Annotated in this window: 21 protein-coding genes, 1 tRNA gene and 1 pseudogene; 21 read left to right on the top strand and 2 right to left on the bottom strand. The window is 39.2% G+C overall.

What is annotated here, in order from left to right; translation table 11 throughout:
• Positions 1-8 precede the first annotated feature (8 nt).
• From FXW34_RS11130 to FXW34_RS11060, 15 genes are all read left to right on the top strand, one after another.
• Entirely contained in the window at positions 9-1,187 is a 1,179-nt protein-coding gene (locus tag FXW34_RS11130) for an ATP phosphoribosyltransferase regulatory subunit (RefSeq protein WP_147534066.1), read from the top strand.
• A complete protein-coding gene (hisG, locus tag FXW34_RS11125; RefSeq protein ID WP_147534065.1) occupies positions 1,184-1,813 on the top strand; it encodes an ATP phosphoribosyltransferase in 630 nt (209 codons plus the stop codon). The genes FXW34_RS11130 and hisG overlap by 4 nt, the downstream gene beginning before the upstream one ends.
• 42 nt (positions 1,814-1,855) lie before the next feature.
• Positions 1,856-3,124 (top strand): histidinol dehydrogenase, encoded by a 1,269-nt coding sequence (hisD, locus tag FXW34_RS11120; protein WP_147534064.1) that lies wholly within the window; start codon positions 1,856-1,858, stop codon positions 3,122-3,124.
• Positions 3,125-3,206: 82 nt separating this feature from the next.
• On the top strand, positions 3,207-3,797 hold the full coding sequence (gene hisB / locus FXW34_RS11115) for an imidazoleglycerol-phosphate dehydratase HisB (RefSeq protein WP_147534063.1): 591 nt from the start codon (positions 3,207-3,209) through the stop codon (positions 3,795-3,797).
• Complete coding sequence (gene hisH / locus FXW34_RS11110; RefSeq protein WP_147534062.1) at positions 3,798-4,433, top strand: imidazole glycerol phosphate synthase subunit HisH; 636 nt, start codon at positions 3,798-3,800, stop codon at positions 4,431-4,433.
• On the top strand, positions 4,433-5,164 hold the full coding sequence (gene hisA, locus FXW34_RS11105) for a 1-(5-phosphoribosyl)-5-[(5-phosphoribosylamino)methylideneamino]imidazole-4-carboxamide isomerase (protein WP_147534061.1): 732 nt from the start codon (positions 4,433-4,435) through the stop codon (positions 5,162-5,164). The genes hisH and hisA overlap by 1 nt, the downstream gene beginning before the upstream one ends.
• Positions 5,164-5,922, top strand: coding sequence for an imidazole glycerol phosphate synthase subunit HisF (gene hisF, locus FXW34_RS11100; protein ID WP_147534060.1), 759 nt, complete (start codon positions 5,164-5,166; stop codon positions 5,920-5,922). Before hisA ends, hisF begins: the two co-directional genes overlap by 1 nt.
• Complete coding sequence (gene hisIE / locus FXW34_RS11095) at positions 5,919-6,548, top strand: bifunctional phosphoribosyl-AMP cyclohydrolase/phosphoribosyl-ATP diphosphatase HisIE (RefSeq protein ID WP_147534059.1); 630 nt, start codon at positions 5,919-5,921, stop codon at positions 6,546-6,548. The genes hisF and hisIE overlap by 4 nt, the downstream gene beginning before the upstream one ends.
• A 947-nt stretch (positions 6,549-7,495) precedes the next feature.
• On the top strand, positions 7,496-9,001 hold the full coding sequence (locus FXW34_RS11090; protein ID WP_147534058.1) for a tetratricopeptide repeat protein: 1,506 nt from the start codon (positions 7,496-7,498) through the stop codon (positions 8,999-9,001).
• A gap of 101 nt (positions 9,002-9,102) precedes the next feature.
• A complete protein-coding gene (trxB, locus tag FXW34_RS11085; protein WP_147534057.1) occupies positions 9,103-10,053 on the top strand; it encodes a thioredoxin-disulfide reductase in 951 nt (316 codons plus the stop codon).
• Between the two features lie 353 nt (positions 10,054-10,406).
• Entirely contained in the window at positions 10,407-10,865 is a 459-nt protein-coding gene (locus FXW34_RS11080; RefSeq protein ID WP_147534056.1) for an 8-oxo-dGTP diphosphatase, read from the top strand.
• A 21-nt stretch (positions 10,866-10,886) separates the two neighbouring features.
• Positions 10,887-11,780, top strand: coding sequence for an RNase adapter RapZ (rapZ, locus tag FXW34_RS11075; RefSeq protein ID WP_147534055.1), 894 nt, complete (start codon positions 10,887-10,889; stop codon positions 11,778-11,780).
• Positions 11,777-12,745 carry a gluconeogenesis factor YvcK family protein gene (locus FXW34_RS11070; RefSeq protein ID WP_147534054.1) on the top strand — a complete coding sequence of 323 codons (969 nt, stop codon included), beginning with the start codon at positions 11,777-11,779 and terminating at the stop codon, positions 12,743-12,745. Before rapZ ends, FXW34_RS11070 begins: the two co-directional genes overlap by 4 nt.
• Before the next feature lie 43 nt (positions 12,746-12,788).
• Positions 12,789-13,745: a DNA-binding protein WhiA gene (whiA, locus tag FXW34_RS11065; RefSeq protein WP_147534053.1), complete on the top strand. Its 957-nt coding sequence runs from the start codon at positions 12,789-12,791 to the stop codon at positions 13,743-13,745.
• 14 nt (positions 13,746-13,759) lie between these two features.
• A complete protein-coding gene (locus FXW34_RS11060) occupies positions 13,760-14,017 on the top strand; it encodes an HPr family phosphocarrier protein (RefSeq protein ID WP_147534052.1) in 258 nt (85 codons plus the stop codon).
• 83 nt (positions 14,018-14,100) lie between these two features.
• On the opposite strand, the pseudogene clpP reads toward FXW34_RS11060, so the two are convergent.
• Positions 14,101-14,709, bottom strand: a pseudogene (gene clpP / locus FXW34_RS11055) (ATP-dependent Clp endopeptidase proteolytic subunit ClpP); the annotation flags it as partial.
• A gap of 648 nt (positions 14,710-15,357) precedes the next feature.
• Positions 15,358-15,429: transfer RNA gene (locus FXW34_RS11050), tRNA-Arg, on the bottom strand.
• Between the two features lie 532 nt (positions 15,430-15,961).
• Between FXW34_RS11050 and FXW34_RS11045 the strand changes: the two genes are divergently transcribed.
• The 6 genes from FXW34_RS11045 to gap all read left to right on the top strand — a co-directional run bounded on the left by FXW34_RS11045 (position 15,962) and on the right by gap (position 22,178).
• Positions 15,962-17,257 carry an adhesive domain-containing protein gene (locus FXW34_RS11045; protein ID WP_147534050.1) on the top strand — a complete coding sequence of 432 codons (1,296 nt, stop codon included), beginning with the start codon at positions 15,962-15,964 and terminating at the stop codon, positions 17,255-17,257.
• Between the two features lie 120 nt (positions 17,258-17,377).
• Complete coding sequence (locus FXW34_RS11040) at positions 17,378-18,040, top strand: class D sortase (RefSeq protein WP_342780708.1); 663 nt, start codon at positions 17,378-17,380, stop codon at positions 18,038-18,040.
• 229 nt (positions 18,041-18,269) lie between these two features.
• A complete protein-coding gene (gene rpoN, locus FXW34_RS11035) occupies positions 18,270-19,586 on the top strand; it encodes an RNA polymerase factor sigma-54 (protein ID WP_147534049.1) in 1,317 nt (438 codons plus the stop codon).
• A 70-nt stretch (positions 19,587-19,656) separates the two neighbouring features.
• Positions 19,657-19,908: a glutaredoxin family protein gene (locus FXW34_RS11030; RefSeq protein ID WP_147534048.1), complete on the top strand. Its 252-nt coding sequence runs from the start codon at positions 19,657-19,659 to the stop codon at positions 19,906-19,908.
• Positions 19,909-20,037: 129 nt separating this feature from the next.
• Entirely contained in the window at positions 20,038-21,060 is a 1,023-nt protein-coding gene (locus FXW34_RS11025; RefSeq protein WP_147534047.1) for a sugar-binding transcriptional regulator, read from the top strand.
• Positions 21,061-21,170: 110 nt separating this feature from the next.
• Positions 21,171-22,178, top strand: a complete 1,008-nt coding sequence (gap, locus tag FXW34_RS11020) for a type I glyceraldehyde-3-phosphate dehydrogenase (protein ID WP_147534046.1) — start codon at positions 21,171-21,173, stop codon at positions 22,176-22,178.
• Positions 22,179-22,222 lie beyond the last annotated feature (44 nt).

Here is a 22,222-nt window from a genome sequence, read left to right as displayed (position 1 = left end):
GTGAGCTTATGAGTTTATTTATGTTTGAAAAGCCGCTTGGAATGAGAGATACGTTACCAGATTTGTATGAAACAAAGCAACGGGTAAAGCGGAAATTAGAAGAAGAAATGAAACGCTGGGGCTATCAGTTTATTGAAACGCCAACACTTGAATATTTTGATACGGTCGGTTCAGCGTCAGCTACTTTAGACCAAATGCTGTTTAAGCTTTTGGATCAGCAAGGTCATACTCTTGTACTTCGTCCGGACATGACAGCGCCAATTGCTCGTGTAGCTGTTTCAAAGCTGTTAAAGGATCTGCCATTACGTTTAGCTAGTACGGCTAATCTATTTCGGGCACAGCAGCGCGAAGGAGGAAGACCCGCGGAATTTGAACAAATCGGGATTGAATTAATCGCTGATAATACGTTAAGTGCTGATGCTGAAGTAATCGCTTTAATGGCATCTTCCATCAAGGCTGCGGGACTCGCGGATTTCAAAATTTCAGTTGGTCATATCGGCTATGTTCATGAGTTATTCTTACAGATTTTAGGAACAGAAGAGCGCGTCAAAACATTAACGAAGTTTTTATATGAGAAGAACTATGTTGGCTATCGCGAGCATGTTAAATCACTGCCACTATCTTCAATTGATAAGCAACGTTTATATGATTTATTACAATTACGCGGTGGCACAGATGTGATTGACAAGGCATACCAATTAATTGAAAACGAGGCAGGTCGCGAGGCGATTAATCAACTCCGTCAACTATGGGAAATCATTTCAGATTATGGTGTGGAAGAGCATGTAAAATTCGACTTCACGCTCATCAATCATATGAGTTATTACACCGGAATTTTATTTGAATTATATGCGGGCAATGTTGGTTTTCCATTAGGGAGCGGCGGTCGCTATGATCATTTGTTAGAAAAATTCGGTAAAGAAACAGGCGCCACTGGCTTTGCAGTTCGTGTCGATCGTCTTCTTGAAGCGCTTGGGCAGTTAGAACAACTTGATCCGATTTCGTGTATTGTTTATAGTGAGGAACGCCGCAAGGAGGCATTCCTATTAGCCAATCAAAAGCGGGATAATGGTGAAAAGGTAGTCTTACAGGATATTAGTGGAGTAAAAAATATTGATTCATTAACAAATAAATTTGCAGACACCATCTTTTTACTCGGAAATCAAGATAGGGGGTCTGTAGAATGAATAAAACGATGCTAACAATTGCGATGCCAAAGGGACGTATTTTTGAAGAAGCATCTGATTTGCTTCGAAAAGCGGGTTTTGCGCTTCCTCCTGAATTTGAGGATTCACGAAAGCTGATTATAGATGTCCCTGAAGAGAATTTTCGGTTTATTCTGGCAAAACCAATGGATGTGCCGACCTATGTCGAGCATGGGGTGGCTGATTTAGGAATCGCGGGTAAAGATGTCATGCTAGAAGAAGACCGAGATGTTTACGAATTATTAGATTTAAAGATTAGTAAATGCTATTTAGCCGTTGCGGGATTGCCAAATACTTCGATGAGTAATGTGGCACCGAAAATTGCGACGAAATATCCGAAGGTCGCGGCAGCTTATTTCCGCCAGCAAGGTGAACAAGTGGAAGTAATTAAGCTTAATGGTTCAATCGAACTAGCTCCAATCATCGGATTAGCGGACCGTATTGTGGATATCGTTTCTACAGGTCGTACATTAGTTGAAAATGGATTAGTCGAGTACGAACAAATCGTTGGCATCACTTCAAGACTCATTGTGAATCCTGTCAGCTATCAAATAAAAGATCACCGAATCGGTGAATTAGTTGAACGATTAAGTGAGGTAATTGAATAGTTTCTCGATATGACTAATGTGTCAGAGAAAGGATGATAGTTAGTGAAAATTTTACAAGTTAGCGAAGATATATCGATAAAAAGATCCGTTGAAGCTGGAACGGAAGAACAGCGAAATACCGTTAAGGCAATCATCAAAGATGTCCGCGATAATGGTGATTATGCCCTCAAACAATACACCGAAAAATTTGATGGCATCTCATTATCTACCTTCTTAGTATCAGAAGCTGAAATTCAAGCGGCATATGAGCAAATTTCTGAAAATCAATTAGCAATCATCAAGGAAGCGGCTGCCAATATTCGTGCTTTTCACGAAAAGCAGCTTCGCCCATCTTGGATGACAACGGAGAAAAATGGTACCATCCTTGGTCAAAAAGTAACACCGCTTGATTCGGTTGGCTTATATGTTCCAGGAGGCACAGCGGCTTATCCGTCATCAGTGCTAATGAACGTTATTCCTGCGCAAACAGCAGGAGTGGAACGAATTGTAGTTGTCTCTCCTCCAGGGAAAGACGGTGCGATTCCTGCAGCGGTATTAGTTGCGGCAAATGTTGCTGGTGCTAAAGAAATCTATAAGGTTGGTGGAGCTCAAGCAATTGCAGCTTTAGCTTATGGAACGGAAACCATCAAACCAGTTGATAAAATCACCGGTCCCGGAAATATTTTTGTTGCATTAGCAAAACGCGAAGTATTCGGTGATGTTGATATAGATATGATAGCTGGGCCGAGCGAAATTGCTGTATTAGCTGATGATACAGCACGTGCGAACGAAGTGGCGGCAGATTTACTTTCACAAGCTGAGCATGACATGCGTGCTTGCAGTGTGCTCGTAACACCATCAATGAAGCTTGCAGAAGCAGTTTCGGCAGAGGTTGAAAAGCAGCTAGAGGATTTACCACGTCGTGAAATCGCCCAAGCGTCAATTGATCATTATGGAACCATTTATGTGACAGAAAATATGGACGAAGCTGTGGAAACAATCAATAAACTAGCACCAGAGCATTTAGAGGTCATGACAGAAAATGCAATGGAATTATTGGGTAAAATCAGACATGCTGGGGCAATATTTATCGGACGCTATAGTTCTGAGCCAGTAGGAGATTATTTCGCTGGTCCAAACCATGTTCTTCCAACAAACGGAACAGCTCGTTTTTCAAGCCCGTTAAATGTTGAAGATTTCCAAAAGAAATCAAGTGTGATCGTGTACAGTGAAGCAGCTTTCCATGAAAACGCGGCGAAAATTGCCGAGTTTGCTCGGATTGAAGGACTAGAAGCCCACGCCAGAGCCATCGAAGCACGGTTTAAAAAATAGAATGATGTTGTTTTATTGTTAATTGGAACGGAAATTAGCAAAGCGAAAAACAATTATTAATATCCATATTGGAGGGTCAAAAATGGAAAGAACGGCAGCAGTAGTTCGGAAAACAAATGAAACAGACATTAAATTACAATTGTCAATTGATGGTGAAGCACAATCGGATATTGAAACGAGCGTACCGTTTCTTAACCATATGCTTGACCTTTTTACAAAGCACGGTAATTTTAACTTAACCGTCGACGCTAAAGGCGATATTGAAATCGACGATCACCATACATCTGAAGACGTTGGAATTTGCTTAGGTCAAGCTATTCGTGAAGCATTAGGTGATAAACGCGGCATTAAACGCTACGGTAATGCGTTTGTTCCAATGGATGAAGCATTAGCGCAAGTCGTTATCGATTTAAGCAATCGACCGCATCTTGAAATGCGAGCTGAGCTTCCGAGCCAAAAGGTTGGAACCTTTGATACGGAGTTGGTCCATGAGTTCCTATGGAAATTGGCGTTAGAAGCACGTATGAATCTACATGTCATTGTCCATTACGGTCACAATACACATCATATTATCGAAGCGATTTTTAAGGCGCTTGGACGCGCTTTAGATGAAGCGACATCAATTGACCCTAGACGAATTGGGGTTCTTCCATCAACGAAAGGAATGTTGTAAATGATTGGTATTATTGATTATGGAATGGGCAATTTATTCAGTGTCTCTAAGGCACTTGAACGCCTAAACGTTCCTTATTTTATCTCGGAAAATAAAGAAGAATTGTTAACAGCAGATGCGCTACTGTTACCAGGAGTTGGTGCGTTTCGGGATGCGATGGAACGCCTCAATGAAACCGGTCTTTCTGAAATGATTGCGAGCTATGTAAACAGTGGCAAACCACTATTGGGAATATGCCTAGGTATGCAGCTGCTTTTCGAGGAAAGTGAAGAGAACGGTTTAACAAAGGGACTAGGCATTCTACCTGGACGAGTTGTCCGCTTTGCCGGTCACACTAAGGGCGGAGAGCTATACAAGGTTCCGCATATGGGTTGGAATAAGCTTACCTATTTACATCCATCACCGATATTAAATGGTCTCGATGAAAACCACGTTTATTTTGTTCATTCTTATCATGTTGTGACTGAAGATAAGGATGTTGTGATTGCAGAGGCCGAGTACGATGTTAAAGTTCCGGCAATAGTTGGTCGTCAGAATGTATATGGAATGCAGTTTCATCCAGAAAAAAGCAGCAAGCTTGGCATGGAGCTGTTGCGGAATTTTACGGAGATGGCTGTTGAAAGGAGTCAGATGTAATGAGCTTTACAATTTATCCCGCAATTGATATGAGAGGCGGAAAATGCGTTCGTCTCCTTCAAGGTGATTATGGAAAAGAAACCGTTTATGGAGATTCACCGTTTGAAATGGCTCAAGCATTCGCAAATGCTGGTGCTAAATGGATTCACATGGTGGACCTTGATGGAGCTAAGGATGGCAAACGCGTTAATGATACGTTTGTAATTGAAGCGGCACAAAAATTAACTGCTAATGTTCAAATTGGTGGTGGAATTAGAACTGAAGCTGATATTGCCCATTATTTAGAGCGTGGCGTTGAGCGTGTGATTATTGGAAGCATCGCCGTTTCTAACCCTGACTTTGCGATTGAAATGATTCGTAAGTATGGTCGTCATATCGCTGTTGGAATTGATGCGAAGAATGGCTATGTTGCAACACACGGCTGGTTAAATACTTCAGAAATGAAAGCTGTTGAGCTTGGTAAGCGGTTTGCAGATGCTGGCGCAGAAACATTTATATTTACTGATATTGCAACCGACGGAATGTTATCCGGTCCTAACGTCGATGCAGTTGTGCAAATGGCAATCGAGACTGGTAAAAGCGTTATCGCTTCAGGCGGCGTAAGTTCTTTAGAGGATTTAACTGTATTGAAATCACAGTTTGATAAAGGTGTGTCAGGTGCAATTGTCGGTAAGGCAATTTATGAAGGTAGATTTACCGTTCGTGAGGCACTAGAAGAGGTGATGGGATAATGCTTACAAAGAGAATCATTCCATGCCTTGATGTAAAAGAAGGACGTGTAGTAAAAGGAATTCAGTTTGTTCAGCTTCGCGATGCTGGTGACCCGGTCGAACTAGCTCGATTTTACGATGAGCAAGGCGCAGATGAACTTGTATTTCTTGATATTTCTGCATCCCATGAAGGTCGCAAAACGATGACTGAAGTTGTTAAAGCAGTAGCTTCAGAATTGGCCATTCCATTTACGGTTGGTGGTGGCATCAATTCATTAGAAGATATGAAGCGAATTTTACGTGCTGGTGCTGATAAGGTATCATTGAACACAGCAGCTTTATTAAATCCTGATATCATTAACGAAGGGGCTAGCTTTTTCGGAACGCAATGTATCGTCGTGGCGATCGATGCAAAATACGATGCTGAACTAGGTTCTTGGCGCGTCTTTACCCACGGTGGCCGAAACGCGACCGGGTGGGAAGTGATTGCTTGGGCTAAGGAAGCAGTAAGTAGAGGCGCTGGTGAAATATTGTTAACCAGTATGGATTGCGACGGTGAAAAATCCGGCTTCGATTTAGCTTTAACTAAGGCAGTCAGTGAAGCGGTTCAAGTACCAGTTATTGCGTCAGGTGGTGCTGGAAATGCAGAGCACTTTGAAGAGGCATTTAAACAAGGGAAGGCAGATGCGGCTTTGGCAGCGTCAATTTTCCACTACAAAGAAACCTCTGTTGCAGAGGTAAAAGGCTTTTTAAGAGAAAGAGGAGTGGTTGTGCGATGAGTATTGAAAACATTAAGTTTGATGAGAAGGGGTTAGTTGCCGCCATCGTTCAAGATATCGCGACAAAAGAAGTCCTCACGCTAGCATATATGAATAAAGAATCATTAGAAAAATCTTTAGAAACTGGTGAAACTTGGTTTTACAGTCGTTCCCGTCAAGAGCTTTGGCACAAAGGTGAAACAAGCGGGAACACCCAAAAAATCCACGAAATCAAATATGATTGTGATAAAGACGCATTATTAGTACTAGTTGAGCCAGCTGGTCCTGCTTGCCACAACGGCACAGTAAGCTGTTTTGTAGAAAGTATTTATTCTAGCGAAGCTGCTCCAACACCAACATTATCTGATTATCAAATCTTATTGACCCTTGAAAAAGTGATTAAGGATCGTGAATTAAATCGTCCAGAAGGCGCCTATACTACATATTTATTTGAAAAAGGCGTGGATAAAATCCTTAAAAAGGTCGGCGAGGAAGCAGCAGAGGTTATTATCGCTGCCAAAAACCGCAGTCACGAAGAGCTTAAATGGGAAGCATCCGATTTGCTATACCACTTACTAGTATTATTGCGCGAACAGGATTTACCATTTGCGGAAATATTAAACGTATTAGAATCACGTCATAAATAATAGAATCGTATGAAATGAGGCCGGCAGTTTAATTTGCCGGCCTTTACTCGTTTATGTGCCCGTTTTTTGGTAGGGCGCTTCGATTTGGTCACATAGAGCTCGAATACGTGCCTGTTTTTTGGTTTTGCGCATCGGTTTGGTCACATAGAGCCCGTATACGTGCCCGTTTTTGGGTTTCGTGCTTCGATTTGGGCACATAGAGCTCGAATACGTGCCCGTTTTTTGGTTTTGCGCTTCGATTTGGTCACATAGAGCTCGAATACGTGCCCGTTTTTTGGTTTTGCGCATAGGTTTGGTCACATAGAGCCCGTATACGTGCCCGTTTTTGGGTTTTGCGTATCGGTTTGGTCACAAAGAGCTCGTATACGTGCCCGTTTTTGGGTTTTGAGTATCGGTTTGGTCACATAGAGCCCGTATACGTGCCCGTTTTTGGGTTTTGTGCATCGGTTTGGTCACATAGAGTCCGTATACGTGCCCGTTTTATGGTTTGGCACTTCGGTTTGGTCACATAGAGCCCGTATACGTGCCCGTTTTATGGCTTCGTGCTTCGATTTGGGCACATTTTCCTTGTGAAGAGGGGCAATTTTGGGGAATTCTGTACGTTTTTTATTAAATCGAGTTAATTGGGGATATTTATTTGCACACGAAAGTGGTCATATGCACAGGAAATTGTGGATATGCTTCATTTCAAAAAATATATGATACAACTTTTTTGATATATGCACGACTTTTCAAATATATGCACAATTTTTTAGAGTGAACCTAAATATATGCACACCACACCTCAACAAAACAACCAACCAACACAACCCCAATCCACGCTTAAACCATCCGCTTCCATTAAAAATCCAGCCCTGTCGATTTCTTTCTCCTCGGTTCTACTTCTCTAGTACCATAAACCTATGGTATACTACATTAGTTAAAAATCAATATAACAGGAGGCTTTCATGAGTAAAGACTCTAAAGCGACGAAACAGAAACAGCAAGCAAAAATCCTATCATTTGTCCCAACGGCTGAGTACTATTTTACAAAAGGTGTTAAAGCCTACAATCGTCGGGATTTCCATAAAGCAAAAAAATACTTCCTCCGTGCGCTGCAGCTTGAACCTGGTGAACCGATGATTACCTGCCAACTAGCAGTTTTATACACCGAAATCGGCGAATATCAACAATCAAATCGTTTGCTTCACTCAATCTTAGACGATTTAGATGAAGAGCTATTTGAATGCCATTATTTCTTAGCAAATAATTATGCTCATTTAGGTTTATTTAAGGATGCACATCATCATGCGAAATTGTATCTTGAACTTGAGCCATATGGTGAGTTTACCGAAGATACCGAGGATCTCCTTCAACTTCTGACACTTGAGGCTGATGAAATCGAGGACGATGATTTTTATGAGCATGATGATTTAATTGTCCAACAGGAGCACGCGCGAAGTTTGCTTGAGTCAGGGCATTTTCCAAAAGCGATAGAGGTATTAAACTCAATTATCGAAAATTACCCTGAGTATTGGTCGGCTTATAATAACCTGGCATTGGCTTATTTTTACTTAGGCGAACCAATAAAGGCGTTCGAGATTCTTAATGATGTACAAGAAAAGAACCCTGGTAACTTGCACGCAATGTGTAATCGACTCGTGTTTGCCTACTATCAACAAGACAGTGATGAGGTAAACAAACTCAAGGCTGTTTTGGAAAAAATCAAACCGCTATCAATTGACCATCAATATAAACTAGGAACAACCTTCGCGCTCGTTAAAGAATATGACCTCGCCTATACTTGGCTGCGTAAACTTCAAAAGCAAGGCTATGAAGGAGAAGGGGCGTATTACTATTGGTTGGCCTATTCAGCCTATTTTACTGGTCATGAGCAAATTGCGCATCAAGTTTGGAATAAAGTTCTTGAGATTAATCCGGAAAAAGAAGGCTTTGAGCCTTGGAGCGAGGATAAGGAGAAGTATACAGGCTTTGAGGAACATATTCCGTCCATAATGAAAAAGCTTGATAGTGAGTATGTTGAAGAGAGGCTTTTTGCCATCTTCCTAATCTCAGTATCGCAGCAAAGGGATGAGATACTAGCCACTGTTCTACAAAAAAACAACAAGAAGTTTTCAAGCTTAGAACGTGAGTATCTTTCCTTTATCAAGAGTTCCAATGATGATGTTGTAGATTTCCCAGCTCATGAAACAGCTGAGGTTCTATATAAATATCATCATCCAATTGGCTCTGTTGAATCAGGTATGTATTTATTGTGGTTCACGATTTGTTTAAAAATGAACCAGGATGATTTTACTTTAAAAAACAAGCAAGGCTGGGCCGCGGCGGTCGAGTATAGCTGGTATCAGCTTCGTGAAGAAAAAATCACCCAGTCCGCACTTGCAAACAAATATGGAATCTCTACTTCTACTATTCAAAAATATGTAAAAGCAGTGAAAAAAATACTGGATTGAGCAGATTTTTGGACTATGCAAGGATGTTTTTATAGGATTAGTGTAGATACTAACTAAGGATGAACTCATTGTATAGTGGATTTGAAGGAGGAGAATTAAAAGTGTCAGAAGGAAAAATTTATGATGTCATTATTGCTGGTGCAGGCCCTGCGGGGATGACAGCTGCTGTATATACTTCACGAGCAAATTTATCAACATTAATGCTTGAACGCGGTGTTCCTGGTGGGCAAATGGCAAATACAGAGGAAGTTGAAAACTATCCTGGATTTGATTCCATTTTAGGCCCTGAGCTTTCTACAAAAATGTTCGAGCATGCCAAAAAATTTGGTGCAGAATATGCCTATGGCGATATTAAAGAAATCATTGATGGGAAAGAATACAAAACCATTATTGCAGGTTCTAAGGAATATAAAGCACGCGCGATTATTATTGCAACAGGGGCAGAATACAAAAAGCTTGGAGCGCCTGGTGAAAAAGAATTAGGTGGCCGCGGTGTTTCTTATTGTGCGGTATGTGACGGAGCTTTCTTTAAAAATAAAGAATTATTCGTTATTGGTGGAGGAGATTCTGCTGTAGAAGAGGGCGTATACTTAACCCGTTTTGCATCGAAGGTAACAATCGTACACCGACGTGACGAGCTTCGAGCTCAAAAGATCCTTCAGCAACGTGCATTCGATAATGAAAAGGTTGAATTTGTTTGGAGCCATACGGTAAAACAAATTAATGAAAACAATGGTAAAGTGGGCAGCATTACTTTAGTTTCGACTAAAACAGGGGAAGAACAGGAGCTTCCAGCAGACGGAGTATTTATCTACGTCGGCATGATTCCTCTTTCAAAGCCATTTGAGAGCCTTGGCATTACGAATGAAAATGGTTATATCGTGACAAACGATCAAATGGAAACTAGCGTCCCTGGGATTTTTGCAGCAGGGGACATTCGTGATAAAACGTTGCGTCAAATCGTAACTGCAACTGGTGATGGCAGCATCGCAGCACAAGCGGTCCAGCATTATGTTGAAGAATTACGCGAAGAACTAAAAGCGAACGCTTAACACAAATAACCACGCTGTTAATAGTCAGCGTGGTTTCTTTAATTATATTTTAATTCAACTGTAACAGCTTTGAAATAAAACTGAAGTACAATAGCATTAAGTAATTGACCCCCTTTTATTATTAATAAAACTTTCGGCACAGGGAAACCTGTGCCAATTTTTTTCTCGTTTGAGAGCTTGGACGGAAATTTACAGAGGCTAACACATTTGAATGAACAACAATTCTCAAGCCCCCATCATTGTTAGAGAATCCTAATAATAGTATAATAAATTGAAAAAAGATATTATTAATTATGTATGTAAAGCTTCATAAAAATAAATACCAAAGAGTGGATTGAATAGAGGTGTCATTTATGCAAAGGGTCACAAATTGTGTTTTACTAAAAGAAAATAAAGTTCTGTTGTTACAAAAGCCGCGTCGTGGCTGGTGGGTAGCACCAGGTGGGAAAATGGAACCGGGCGAATCAGTTAAGGACTCTTGCATACGTGAGTATCGTGAAGAAACAGGAATTTATCTTAAAAACCCGAATATAAAAGGTATATTCACGTTTATTATGGTAGATGGTGACAAAGTAATCTCTGAATGGATGATGTTTACTTTTATTGCTACAGAAGCTGAAGGTCCAACACTCCATGAATCAGATGAAGGTAAAATTGCATGGCATGACTTAGATCAAATTAGCAGCTTGCCTATGGCTGAAGGCGATCATCATATCATCGAATATATGATTCATGGAAATGGAATCATATATGGGACATTTACATATACGCCGGATTTTAAGTTATTAGCCTATCGGCTTGATCCGAGCTAAATCAGTAATGGAGGGATGAAGATGAGTACTGGTTCAACAAATGAAACCCAGATGGTCATCATTACAGGTATGTCAGGTGCAGGAAAGACAGTTGCAATCCAAAGCTTTGAAGATCTGGGCTTTTTCTGTGTAGATAATTTACCTCCTACATTATTACCTAAATTCCTCGAGCTGATGAAGGAATCAGGAAATAAAATGAATAAAGTCGCACTCGGTATGGACCTTAGAGGAAGGGACTTTTTCGACTCGCTTTTTAAAGCCTTGGATGAGCTTAGTGAAACAGATTGGATGACTCCACAAATTCTTTTTCTTGATGCCGATGATGCAACACTAGTGCGTCGCTATAAGGAAACTAGACGTTTTCATCCGTTGGCACAGTCTGGACGCCCGCTAGAGGGAATTAAGCTGGAGAGGGAACTATTAGAAGAGTTAAAAGGCAGAGCGCAATTGGTTTATAATACTTCGCAAATGAAGCCGAAGGACTTACGTGAGAAAATTGCAACTGAATTTTCGGTAAACAAACAAACTCTATTTACCGTTAATGTGATGTCTTTTGGTTTTAAACACGGCCTTCCGATAGACGCAGACCTCGTCTTTGACGTTCGATTCTTGCCAAATCCGCACTACATCGATTCAATGCGACCTAAAACTGGACTTGATGATGAAGTTTCAAGCTATGTATTAAAATGGAATGAAACTCATAAGTTCTTAGAAAAAGTAACCGAGCTTCTTGCGTTTATGCTGCCGCATTATAAGCGAGAAGGAAAGGCACAATTGGTGATTGCGATTGGGTGCACAGGTGGGCAGCATCGCTCTGTCGCTTTAGCAGAACATATTGGTCACTACTTCGAACAGGATTATCATACCCGAATCAGTCATCGCGATATCGATAAAAGGAAGGAAAAAGTGACATGACGAAGATCGACCAACCTAGAATTGTCATCATTGGTGGGGGAACAGGTCTGTCTGTTCTATTGAGAGGTTTAAAAAAATATCCTGTTGATATAACTGCCATTGTGACGGTTGCTGATGATGGTGGTAGCTCGGGTAGACTGAGAGATGACTTGCAAATTCCACCACCAGGTGACGTTCGCAATGTGCTAGCCGCATTATCAGAAGTCGAACCTTTAGTTGAAGAGATGTTTCAACATCGTTTTAAAACGAAGAATGAGCTTTCTGGTCATTCACTTGGTAATTTAATTTTAGCAGCAATGACCTCGATTACTGGGAATTTTGTTCATGCAATTCAAGAAATGTCCAGGGTATTAAACGTCCATGGCAAGGTACTACCTGCGGCAAATCAGGGAGTTATTTTGCATGCTGAGCTTGAAGATGGTACCATTGTTTCAGGAGAGTCAAAAATCCCTTTTTCAGGGAAAAAAATCAAGAAAGTCTTTTTGACTCCGGAAAAAATTGAGCCATTACCAGAATCGCTATATGCAATTAATCAAGCTGATTTAATCATCATTGGACCAGGTAGTCTTTATACAAGTATATTACCAAATCTACTCGTACCTGAACTAGGTAAAGCAGTTTGCAATGCTAAGGCCAAGAAGGTTTATATATGTAATTTAATGACCCAGGCTGGTGAAACATTAGACTATTCAGCGAGCGATCACGTGAAAGCGATTTATGATCATTTAAATAAACAATTCATTGATACGATTCTTGTTAACAACAAACCGATTCCATTAGAAATTCAGGAACGGTACAAAAAGGAATTTGCTTCTCCAGTCGATTATGATGTTCAAAATTTGCGGGACATGGGAATGGAGCTGCTTCAGGATGAATTTGTATCCTTGCAGGATAATGTGATTCGTCATGATACAAATAAGGTTGCTCAAATAATTTACGATTTACTGATGAAGGAAACTAAATAAATGACATCATGATGAGGCTGTTAGCGGATGGAGGTGGTTAAGGATGTCTTTCGCTTCAGAAACAAAAAAAGAACTCACAAATATAGAAGTAAAAGCTTGCTGCAGTAAATCCGAACTCTCCGCTTTAATTCGCATGAATGGTTCTTTGTCATTTTCCAATCGCAAGCTCGTTGTCGATATTCAAACAGAAAATGCTGCGATTGCAAGAAGAATTTATACTTTAATTAAAAAGAATTATGATGTTCAGGTTGAATTGCTTGTTCGGAAAAAGATGCGCCTGAAAAAGAACAATGTTTACATTGTTCGATTGGCTGACCAAGCAAAAATAATTTTGGAGGACTTAAAAATATTAGGGGAAGGATTTACCTTTGTCCATGATATTTCTAAGGATTTAATTAAAAAGAAATGTTGTAAGCGTTCTTATTTGCGAGGAGCCTTCCTAGCAGGGGGTTCAGTTAATAATCCGGAAACATCTTCTTACCATTTAGAAATATCTTCTTTATATAAGGAACACAATGACGCGCTTTGTGAGTTGATGAATACCTTTATGCTTAATAGTAAAACGCTTGAACGCAAAAAAGGATATATAGTCTACTTAAAAGAAGCAGAGAAAATTACTGAGTTTTTAAATATTATTGGTGCCCATAATGCCCTATTAAGATTTGAAGATATTCGAATAGTGCGAGATATGAGGAATTCAGTTAATCGATTGGTGAATTGTGAAACGGCTAATCTTAATAAGACAATTGGTGCAGCATTAAGACAGGTTGAAAATATTCGATACATTGAGCAAACGGTTGGTTTACAAGTATTACCTGGGAAACTCAGGGAAATAGCCGAATTAAGAGTAAATTATCAAGATGTTACTCTTAAAGAACTCGGTGAAATGGTATCAGGTGGGACGATAAGTAAATCTGGAATCAATCATCGGTTAAGAAAAATAGATGAAATTGCAGATAAATTACGTGCAAGCGAACCGATTAACAATAGAGACATTTAAAGGGGAGAAATCAAATGTTAGAAAAACAGGTTAAGGTTAAACTGAAAACAGGTTTACAAGCGCGTCCTGCTGCGCTTTTTGTACAAGAAGCAAATCGTTTTTCATCCGATATTTTTCTTGAAAAGGATGGAAAAAAAGTCAATGCAAAAAGCATAATGGGGTTAATGAGTTTAGCAATTAGCTCCGGTTCAGAGGTTGCTTTGATTGCAAATGGCAGTGATGAAAATGAGGCTATCGAAGCACTTTGTAAATATATCTGTGATGAAGCATAAAAAATCGCGCTCAAGAGGAGCGCGATTTTTTTATGTTAATTTCTATTTAGCATCAGCATTTACCCGTGCAAGCTGCTTCTGCTTTATTTTTTCTCAACAGCAGTACTGCGTTCAATAATATGGTCAACTAAGCCGTATTCTTTCGCTTTAGCTGCAGTCATGAAGTTATCGCGTTCTGTATCACGCTCAATAACTTCTAGCGGCTGACCAGTACGTTCAGCAAGGATGCCGTTTAACTTATCACGCAAGAACAGGATGCGTTTTGCTGCAATTTCGATTTCAGTAGCCTGGCCCTGTGCTCCACCAAGTGGTTGGTGAATCATGACTTCAGCATTAGGTAAGGCATAACGTTTGCCTTTTGTACCTGCTGCAAGTAGGAAAGCACCCATTGATGCTGCCATACCGATACAAATCGTTTGAACGTCTGGCTTAATGAATTGCATTGTGTCGTAGATAGCCATACCAGCTGTAATACTACCACCAGGGCTATTAATGTAAATAGATATATCTTTTTCAGGATTTTCAGCTTCTAAAAATAATAATTGCGCAACGATCGAATTGGCAACATTATCATCAATACCGCTTCCTAGCATGATAATACGGTCTTTAAGTAGACGGGAATAAATGTCATATGCCCGCTCGCCGCGATTTGTCTGTTCAATTACTGTAGGAATCAAATTCATTTTCTGTTCCTCCTTTAATCTGTTGTTCTTTAAGTACTTATTGTGTTTGCTTAATGTGAAAAAACCTTATGTATTGTTATCATACACTGATGGTCAATTAAGGTCAAACAAATCGCACTGCGTTATATTGGGATTTGTTCGACATTCTTTATGTATAAAAGGTTCCTGATTTCCATCTTTGCCAATGTGCCTTTTTTTAATCAAAAAAACGAAAAAGAAGCTGGGACAGAAATAAATTGATTTTATGGAAGACAATATTAAAGTTCATTGGTGATTTTCATGAAGGTGCGAGAAAAAATAAGCGGAGAATTTCCCGTTATTGTATGTTTGGGGAGCTAATTGATCTGAAAATAAGAGGAGAATTTCCGCTTAACCGCTCCCAAAAAGACAAAATACAGTGATTTTTATGAAATAAGGGGAAAAACTCCTGTTATTTATAGGGAAATTGGGTATTTCCCGAAATAAGAGGAATTCTTCCGCTTATTTTTAAACACAAGTAAATCAACATTCGGGTTGACAGACTCAGGTGCAAAAAAATTTGCACAGTTATTTGCCTATTGAAAAAAAGAATAAAAAAAACCGAACTATTAGGAAATTCTAAGTAAGAATTTCACATGATAGTTCGTTTTTTTGTAGTCCAGCTTCTTTCATTTTTAGCGCCCTCGGAGGGAATCGAACCCCCATTTTAAGAACCGGAATCTTACGTGCTATCCGTTGCACCACGAGGGCATATGAATTTACGGTACGTTAAAATATTATATGGCATGATGAGTCTGTTTGCAAGTGCTTTTTTCATTTAATAACACCGATGATATATTAGAAATATTTTTTACGATAATAATAGTTTAAATTCAGAATATAAATTAAATAAGAAATATTGACAATAGGGTGAATAATGCATGCTATTTGTTGAAAGATTGTTTTTTATGGGTTAAAACTATTATAGATACATAATATTACCAGTCCAATGTATCGTAGTGAGTGGTAAAGAACTCCACAAACAAATTCAATATTACACATCTTGATTTGCATAGTACATAAACGATGAGATCCTTTATCATTCCAAAAATCCAAAAAAGGAGATGAGGGTATAGAGGTAGTGGGAAATTTATTCCCACTAAAGTTTGTGCTGCAATTACTTTGTCTTTGGGACTTGTTTCTCCTCAACTAGAATCAGCTGAAAGAAACAATCTTCATCAATCAAGATAAAGGGGTGTGCATAGTGAAAAAGAGATATAAAAGATTTTTGAAAAAGAGCTTAGTGCTTACCGCAATCGCAGCTATCCTTATGTTAAGCCTTTCTTCCTACGCTAGTGCAAAAAGCTTGGCTGAGGTAAGTGTTTTTAAAAACGTCGATGTCGAAGCGAGCCTTGGTGATGTGGCTGGAACTGGCCCATATACCTTGGATTTAAATCTTAATGCCACCGATTTAGCCAACGTTGATTTAATAAACCCTGATCAAACTGTTGTTTTTTATGCAAAAGAACTGTCCGATAAATGGGATAAAGAGGGAACAGCACATGTCCAATCTGAACTCCTGCCAATTGACGTGGATGACTTAACGCCATTACTTGCACCAGTCTTAGGTACCGTTGACGGATTGGTAACAGATGTAACAGGTATAGTTGGTGACTTAGTGACCGATGTTGATGCGCTCATTAATGATAACGGTTTAACAGGCGGAGTTATCACAATTGATGGATTAGATGAGCTTAATGATACTTTAGCCGCACTGGATAATATTGATGAGGCTCTGATTGATGCTCTGGATGATGTCCTTGTTTATGAAGATGACATTACTGTTGTACAAGGAGATAATGGTGAATTTACTATTACTTTCTCAGACGGTTTAGGTGAACATCTTGAAGGTGTAGTAAATGATTTAGTTCTTCCGTTAGTAAGTCAACTATTAGCTCAAGTAGATGCATTAAACATAGTTGTTGATCTTTCAGGTTTAGATGAGGCGGTTTTAGATGGTATAGTAGGTGATATTCTAGATCTTCCGCTTTTAGGAATCGTTAAAGGTTTACTACCTGTTCTTGATCCAGCTGTAGGAACAATAGGAGAAATTCTTGATGATTTAACTGAGGGATTGGTAATTGATGCTAACCTTATTTTAGGACCAGTTAAAGCTCTATTAAAAGACACAATTGAACCATTAGTAGGCACTCTATTAGAAGACATTCTAGACCTTGTAGATAGTTTAGTAGCAATACAAGTTTTAGGATCTACTACTGTTGAACTTAACGATATTACCATAAAAAAACCATCAGGTTTAAATGGTGATGTAAAAGTTTATGGTGCTGTATTAAATAACGCTACAATTGATTTAGCGTTGTTAAGCAGCCTGGTAGATTACGATACTATTACATTTAACGAGAAAACACCAACTACGCCACCAACAACACCACCGACTACAACACCAACAACACCTACGACTCCAGGTGGAAACACGTTGCCAAATACATCTACAGACATGTGGATTTATGGTCTTACTGGCATTAGTACAATGATGGCTGGTCTTGGTACTCGTTACATTGGAAGAAGAAAAAAATAGTCAAATGACAAATATGAAAGAAGCAAATGCGTCTATTTAGCATTTGCTTCTTTTAAATAATATTTATTCAAAAACCTCTCGATTAGAATGAACTCCTGTGATGGGAAGTAAGGTGAAGATATGAAAAACCTTGAGTTGATTATCACCCAATTATATAAACCAAGAATAGGGCAACAAGTTAATTCGATAGAAATACTTGGAGCCATCATGATGATTATCAGTTTATATTATCTTAGTGTTTTTGGACTTCAATATTACAGTCATGAAAGTGCTCAGATTCAATCATTGGAAGCTGCAGAGAAAAAGATTGAAATTGAAAAACTATCTGAACCTACAATTGATACAACTGAACAAGAAATAATAGATTTTTCTGCAGTTTATAATGAACCTTTAGGAACTGTTGAAATACCAAAACTAAATCGAACTCTTCCATTAATTGAAGGTACTGATGCAAATGTTCTTGACCAAGGGGTTGGGCATTATTCCACAACTGTCTTCCCAGGACAAAATGAACAAATCCTAATATCGGGTCATCGTGATACCGTTTTTCGCAATTTTGATCGAATAGAAATTGGGGATAAGTTTATTATAAATATGCCATATGGTACCTACACGTATGAAATAAGATCAACTGATATTGTTCATGCAGACGATACGACAGTCATTAGAAAAATGGGAGAAGAAGTACTCGTCGTTTCCACTTGCTATCCGTTTAATTTTATTGGAGATGCGCCAGACCGGTTTGTTATATATGCTTATCCAGTAGAGAATGAACAGGAATAACAAATGTCATCATTACTTCTATATAAATGACGCTACCCTTGCTTTTTTATTTACAAAGCAAGGGTGTTTTTTTGAGTAAAGCTTTGCAAGTACATATAGCAATTGTTGAATATCAATTTTTCACACAACTCTCAAATATTAAGGAATAAGATAAAAGTGGTAAAATTTAATCTTTTGTGAACAAAAAATATTGTGAATATTGTAAAATAGGGATTAGGGGGAGTGGTAGATGGATTTAAGGCCAGGGTTATCGCAGCAGCAGACGTTAAAGTTATCGATGACACAGGAATTATCACAGGCGATTGCACTGTTACAGTATTCATCGATTGAGCTTGTTGATTTTCTTGAAAATAAAGCACTAGAAAATCCGCTACTCCAAATCAAGAACACCACGGAGGTATACCAGCGGAAAAAGAAGGGGAATGGCAGTTCTACGGTCAATGATAAATCTTGGATTGAACAAATCAGCGACCAACGCTTTACGCTTACCGATCATTTAATGCCGCAAATTCTTGATATGAAAACCACTACGGTGAAGCGCAAGATTCTTGCCCATTATATTTATCATTTAGATGATAATGGGTATTTTACAGGTGATCTTCAGGAGATTTCCGAGCAACTTCAAATATCTTTACCGGCTGCAGAAGAGTGTTTGCAGCTTTTACAGAAACTAGAACCATCAGGAATTGGTGCACGAAACTTACAGGAATGTCTATTCATTCAAATACAACGTCATCCTAAACAATATCAACTAGCAGAAGAAATCGTTTCTCAGCATTTCTCTTTATTTGCGGAAAAGAAATGGAAAGCGCTTGCAAAGTTGATTTCTAAAGATGTGAAGGAAATCCAGCACGTTTTCGATTTTATATTAACGCTCAATCCGAAACCTGGTAGTGCATATCATTATGAGAAGGCACCGTATGTTGTACCGGATGTGATGGTATTGCAGGAAGGCAATCAATTTGTTGTACAGCTCTTTGACAATTTGCTTCCAAGGATCCAATTAAACAAGGAATATATCGCTAATTTATCAACACACAATGACAAAAGTGTCACTAATTTCTTACGTGATAAGCAGCAGGATTATCAGTGGATTGTTCGAAGCTTAGAGCAAAGACAAAGAACAATTGTAAATGTTACAGAGATAATCGTAGCGAAGCAACAGGATTATTTTCAAAAAGGTCCAAAGTATTTGAAGCCGATGACAATGAAGGAGATTTCTGAGGAATTAGGAATTCATGAATCAACGGTAAGCAGGACTGTTCGGGAGAAATACGTACAGACTCCATTTGGAACAGTTGAATTAAAATCCTTTTTCACAAGTGCAATTGATTCCGTTTCTAGTGAGGCACAATCTTCAAACAAAGTGAAACTGGCGATTGGTAATTTAGTAAAAGAAGAAAACAAGAAAAATCCGCTTTCTGATTTAGAAATGGTCGAGTTGCTAAAGAGTAAGGAAGGAATCGTTGTATCACGTAGAACGATAGCGAAATATCGTGAGCAGCTAGGGATTCCGTCATCCTCGAAGCGGAAAAGGTACGACTAACTGATCATTGCAAAAAGTCCTTGTAAAATACATAATAAATTATGTAGCAATATTTAGGAGGGTACGAATCGTGAGCGCACCGGTCATTACATTATACTCTAGAAATAAATGTCATTTATGCGAGGATGCTAAAGAAGCTGTTAACGGTTTACAATCTGAATTTGATTTCAGCTTGCAAGTAGTGGATATTGATACAGATGATCGTTTAACAGAGCTTTACGGACTAATGATACCCGTTATTTTAATCGATGGCGAAGAGGTCCAATATGGGCGAATTGACAAAAATGTCATACGTAAACGTTTGCAAGAAAAATTATCTTAGCAAAGTAATTGAATTTTAATTTCACTCCTGTTAAAATGAGTCTAGGTTAAGGAGTGATTTTTTTTTGAACAAGTGGGACATAATATGTCTATGCGGGACGTATAATGTCCATATAAGGAGAAGATTTCCATGGACTCAATTTTAGAGCTACAAAAAAGATTATTACCTGACCTCTTACAAGTTATGCAAAAGCGCTATTCGATCCTTCAATACATACGGTTAATGCAGCCTGTGGGGAGAAGAAGTTTAGCGGGAAGTCTTAGCCTTACGGAAAGAGTACTGCGAAGTGAAGTAGAATTTCTTAAAGACCAAGATTTAATTGATATCTCAAGTGTGGGAATGAGTTTAACATCTGAAGGAACACAACTTCTAAAAAAACTTGAAGGTGTAATGAGGGAAGTAACAGGTATTGTTGAGATTGAAACAGAATTGAGCCGTCGACTAAACATCAAGAAAGTCATCGTTGTATCCGGTGATAGTGATGAATCACCTTGGGTAAAAAGCGAGCTAGGACGTGCGACTGCAAATTGTATGAAAGAGCTCCTGCAAGGAAAAAATATCATTGCGGTAACAGGTGGAACGACAATGGCATCCGTTGCTGAAATGCTTACCCCGGATTTTCAGGAAAAGGAATTGTTATTTGTGCCAGCACGTGGCGGTGTCGGCGAGATTGTCAAAAATCAAGCTAATACAATTTGCGCTACTATGGCTGAAAATTCCGGTGCAAAGCACCGAGTCCTCTATGTTCCGGATCAAGTCAGCCAAGAAATATATGATTCCTTTATTAAGGAACCATATATCCAAGAAGTACTTGAACTTCTTCGATCTGCGAGCATGGTTTTACACGGAATTGGAGACGCTATAACAATGGCAGAGCGCCGTAACACTCCTCAAGACATTCTTGAAAAAATTAAAACAGGTCAAGCTGTTGGAGAAGCATTTGGATATTATATCAACGAATTAGGCGAAGTTGTTCATAAGGTGTTAACGGTAGGACTTCAACTTGAGGATATTCAAAGTATTGAAAATGTTATTGCTGTTGCCGGAGGAGCATCAAAGGCAAAGGCTATCAAAGCATATTTAAAACAAGCTCCAGCATCAACGGTATTAGTTACCGATGAAGGCGCCGCGAAACAAATGTTAATGGGGTAATATCCTTTCATTTAGAATCGCATACGCTATTAGTCACTAATGGTTAATTTGGGGATTCCCCTTTTAAATAAAAAATTATATATATGCACAACCTTAAGGAGGAAACGAAAATGGCAGTAAAAATGGGTATTAATGGGTTTGGACGTATTGGACGTAATGTTTTCCGTGCTGCTTTAAATAATCCGAATGTTGAAATCGTTGCAGTTAATGATTTAACTGATGCAAATATGCTAGCACACCTTTTACAATTTGACACAGTTCATGGCAAGCTTGGTCAGGCTGTATCGGTTGATGGTGATTACCTAGTGGTTGGTAGCCACCGTGTAAAGGTACTTGCAGAGCGCGATCCAGCACAATTAGGCTGGGGTGAACTTGGTGTAGAAGTAGTAGTTGAATCAACAGGTAGATTCACAGACAGAAACAATGCTGCGAAGCATCTTGAAGCAGGGGCTAAAAAGGTTATTATTTCTGCTCCGGCAAGCAATGAAGATATTACAATCGTTATGGGTGTTAACGAAGATAAGTACGATGCAGCGAACCACCACATCGTATCCAATGCATCTTGTACAACTAACTGTTTAGCTCCATTTGCAAAGGTGCTTAATGATAATTTTGGCATCAAACGCGGGATGATGACAACTGTTCACTCATATACTAACGACCAACAAATTTTAGATTTACCGCACAAGGATTACCGCCGTGCACGTGCTGCAGCTGAAAACATGATTCCGACTTCAACTGGTGCAGCAAAAGCAGTTGCGTTAGTACTTCCTGAGTTAAAAGGAAAGCTAAATGGTATGGCAATGCGTGTACCAACACCAAACGTATCTGTTGTTGACTTAGTTGTTGAGCTAGATAAGTCAGTTACTGCAGATGAAATCAATGGCGCATTAAAAGCAGCTGCTGAAGGTGATTTAAAAGGAATTCTAGATTACACTGAGCTTCCATTAGTATCTACTGACTTTAACGGTAGCGCAGCGTCTTCAACAATCGATGCACTTTCAACAATGGTAATGGAAGGAAACATGGTAAAAGTTCTTTCTTGGTATGATAACGAAACAGGTTATTCGCACCGTGTTGTCGATTTAGCAGATTTCATGGGCAAAAAAGGCTTTTAAAAATATTGGATATATGTTCCACGAACGACTATAATGATATAGGG

It is taken from the genome of Bacillus marasmi (assembly GCF_902168435.1).
GTDB lineage: Bacteria > Bacillota > Bacilli > Bacillales > Cytobacillaceae > Bacillus_BU > Bacillus_BU marasmi.
Note: the sequence above shows the minus strand (reverse complement) of the source record. Positions and strands in the feature narration are given on the sequence as shown.

Excerpts from the sequence above, each read along its gene's own strand:
- hisB (WP_147534063.1), top strand. The coding sequence starts at position 3,207 with ATGGAAAGAACGGCAGCAGTAGTTCGGAAAACAAATGAAACAGACATT.
- hisG (WP_147534065.1), top strand. The coding sequence starts at position 1,184 with ATGAATAAAACGATGCTAACAATTGCGATGCCAAAGGGACGTATTTTT.
- FXW34_RS11060 (WP_147534052.1), top strand. The coding sequence starts at position 13,760 with ATGTTAGAAAAACAGGTTAAGGTTAAACTGAAAACAGGTTTACAAGCG.
- FXW34_RS11040 (WP_342780708.1), top strand. The coding sequence starts at position 17,378 with ATGAAAAACCTTGAGTTGATTATCACCCAATTATATAAACCAAGAATA.
- gap (WP_147534046.1), top strand. The coding sequence starts at position 21,171 with ATGGCAGTAAAAATGGGTATTAATGGGTTTGGACGTATTGGACGTAAT.
- hisF (WP_147534060.1), top strand. The coding sequence starts at position 5,164 with ATGCTTACAAAGAGAATCATTCCATGCCTTGATGTAAAAGAAGGACGT.
- FXW34_RS11080 (WP_147534056.1), top strand. The coding sequence starts at position 10,407 with ATGCAAAGGGTCACAAATTGTGTTTTACTAAAAGAAAATAAAGTTCTG.
- FXW34_RS11090 (WP_147534058.1), top strand. The coding sequence starts at position 7,496 with ATGAGTAAAGACTCTAAAGCGACGAAACAGAAACAGCAAGCAAAAATC.
- FXW34_RS11025 (WP_147534047.1), top strand. The coding sequence starts at position 20,038 with ATGGACTCAATTTTAGAGCTACAAAAAAGATTATTACCTGACCTCTTA.
- whiA (WP_147534053.1), top strand. The coding sequence starts at position 12,789 with ATGTCTTTCGCTTCAGAAACAAAAAAAGAACTCACAAATATAGAAGTA.
- hisH (WP_147534062.1), top strand. The coding sequence starts at position 3,798 with ATGATTGGTATTATTGATTATGGAATGGGCAATTTATTCAGTGTCTCT.
- FXW34_RS11130 (WP_147534066.1), top strand. The coding sequence starts at position 9 with ATGAGTTTATTTATGTTTGAAAAGCCGCTTGGAATGAGAGATACGTTA.
- hisIE (WP_147534059.1), top strand. The coding sequence starts at position 5,919 with ATGAGTATTGAAAACATTAAGTTTGATGAGAAGGGGTTAGTTGCCGCC.
- rapZ (WP_147534055.1), top strand. The coding sequence starts at position 10,887 with ATGAGTACTGGTTCAACAAATGAAACCCAGATGGTCATCATTACAGGT.
- hisA (WP_147534061.1), top strand. The coding sequence starts at position 4,433 with ATGAGCTTTACAATTTATCCCGCAATTGATATGAGAGGCGGAAAATGC.
- FXW34_RS11070 (WP_147534054.1), top strand. The coding sequence starts at position 11,777 with ATGACGAAGATCGACCAACCTAGAATTGTCATCATTGGTGGGGGAACA.
- rpoN (WP_147534049.1), top strand. The coding sequence starts at position 18,270 with ATGGATTTAAGGCCAGGGTTATCGCAGCAGCAGACGTTAAAGTTATCG.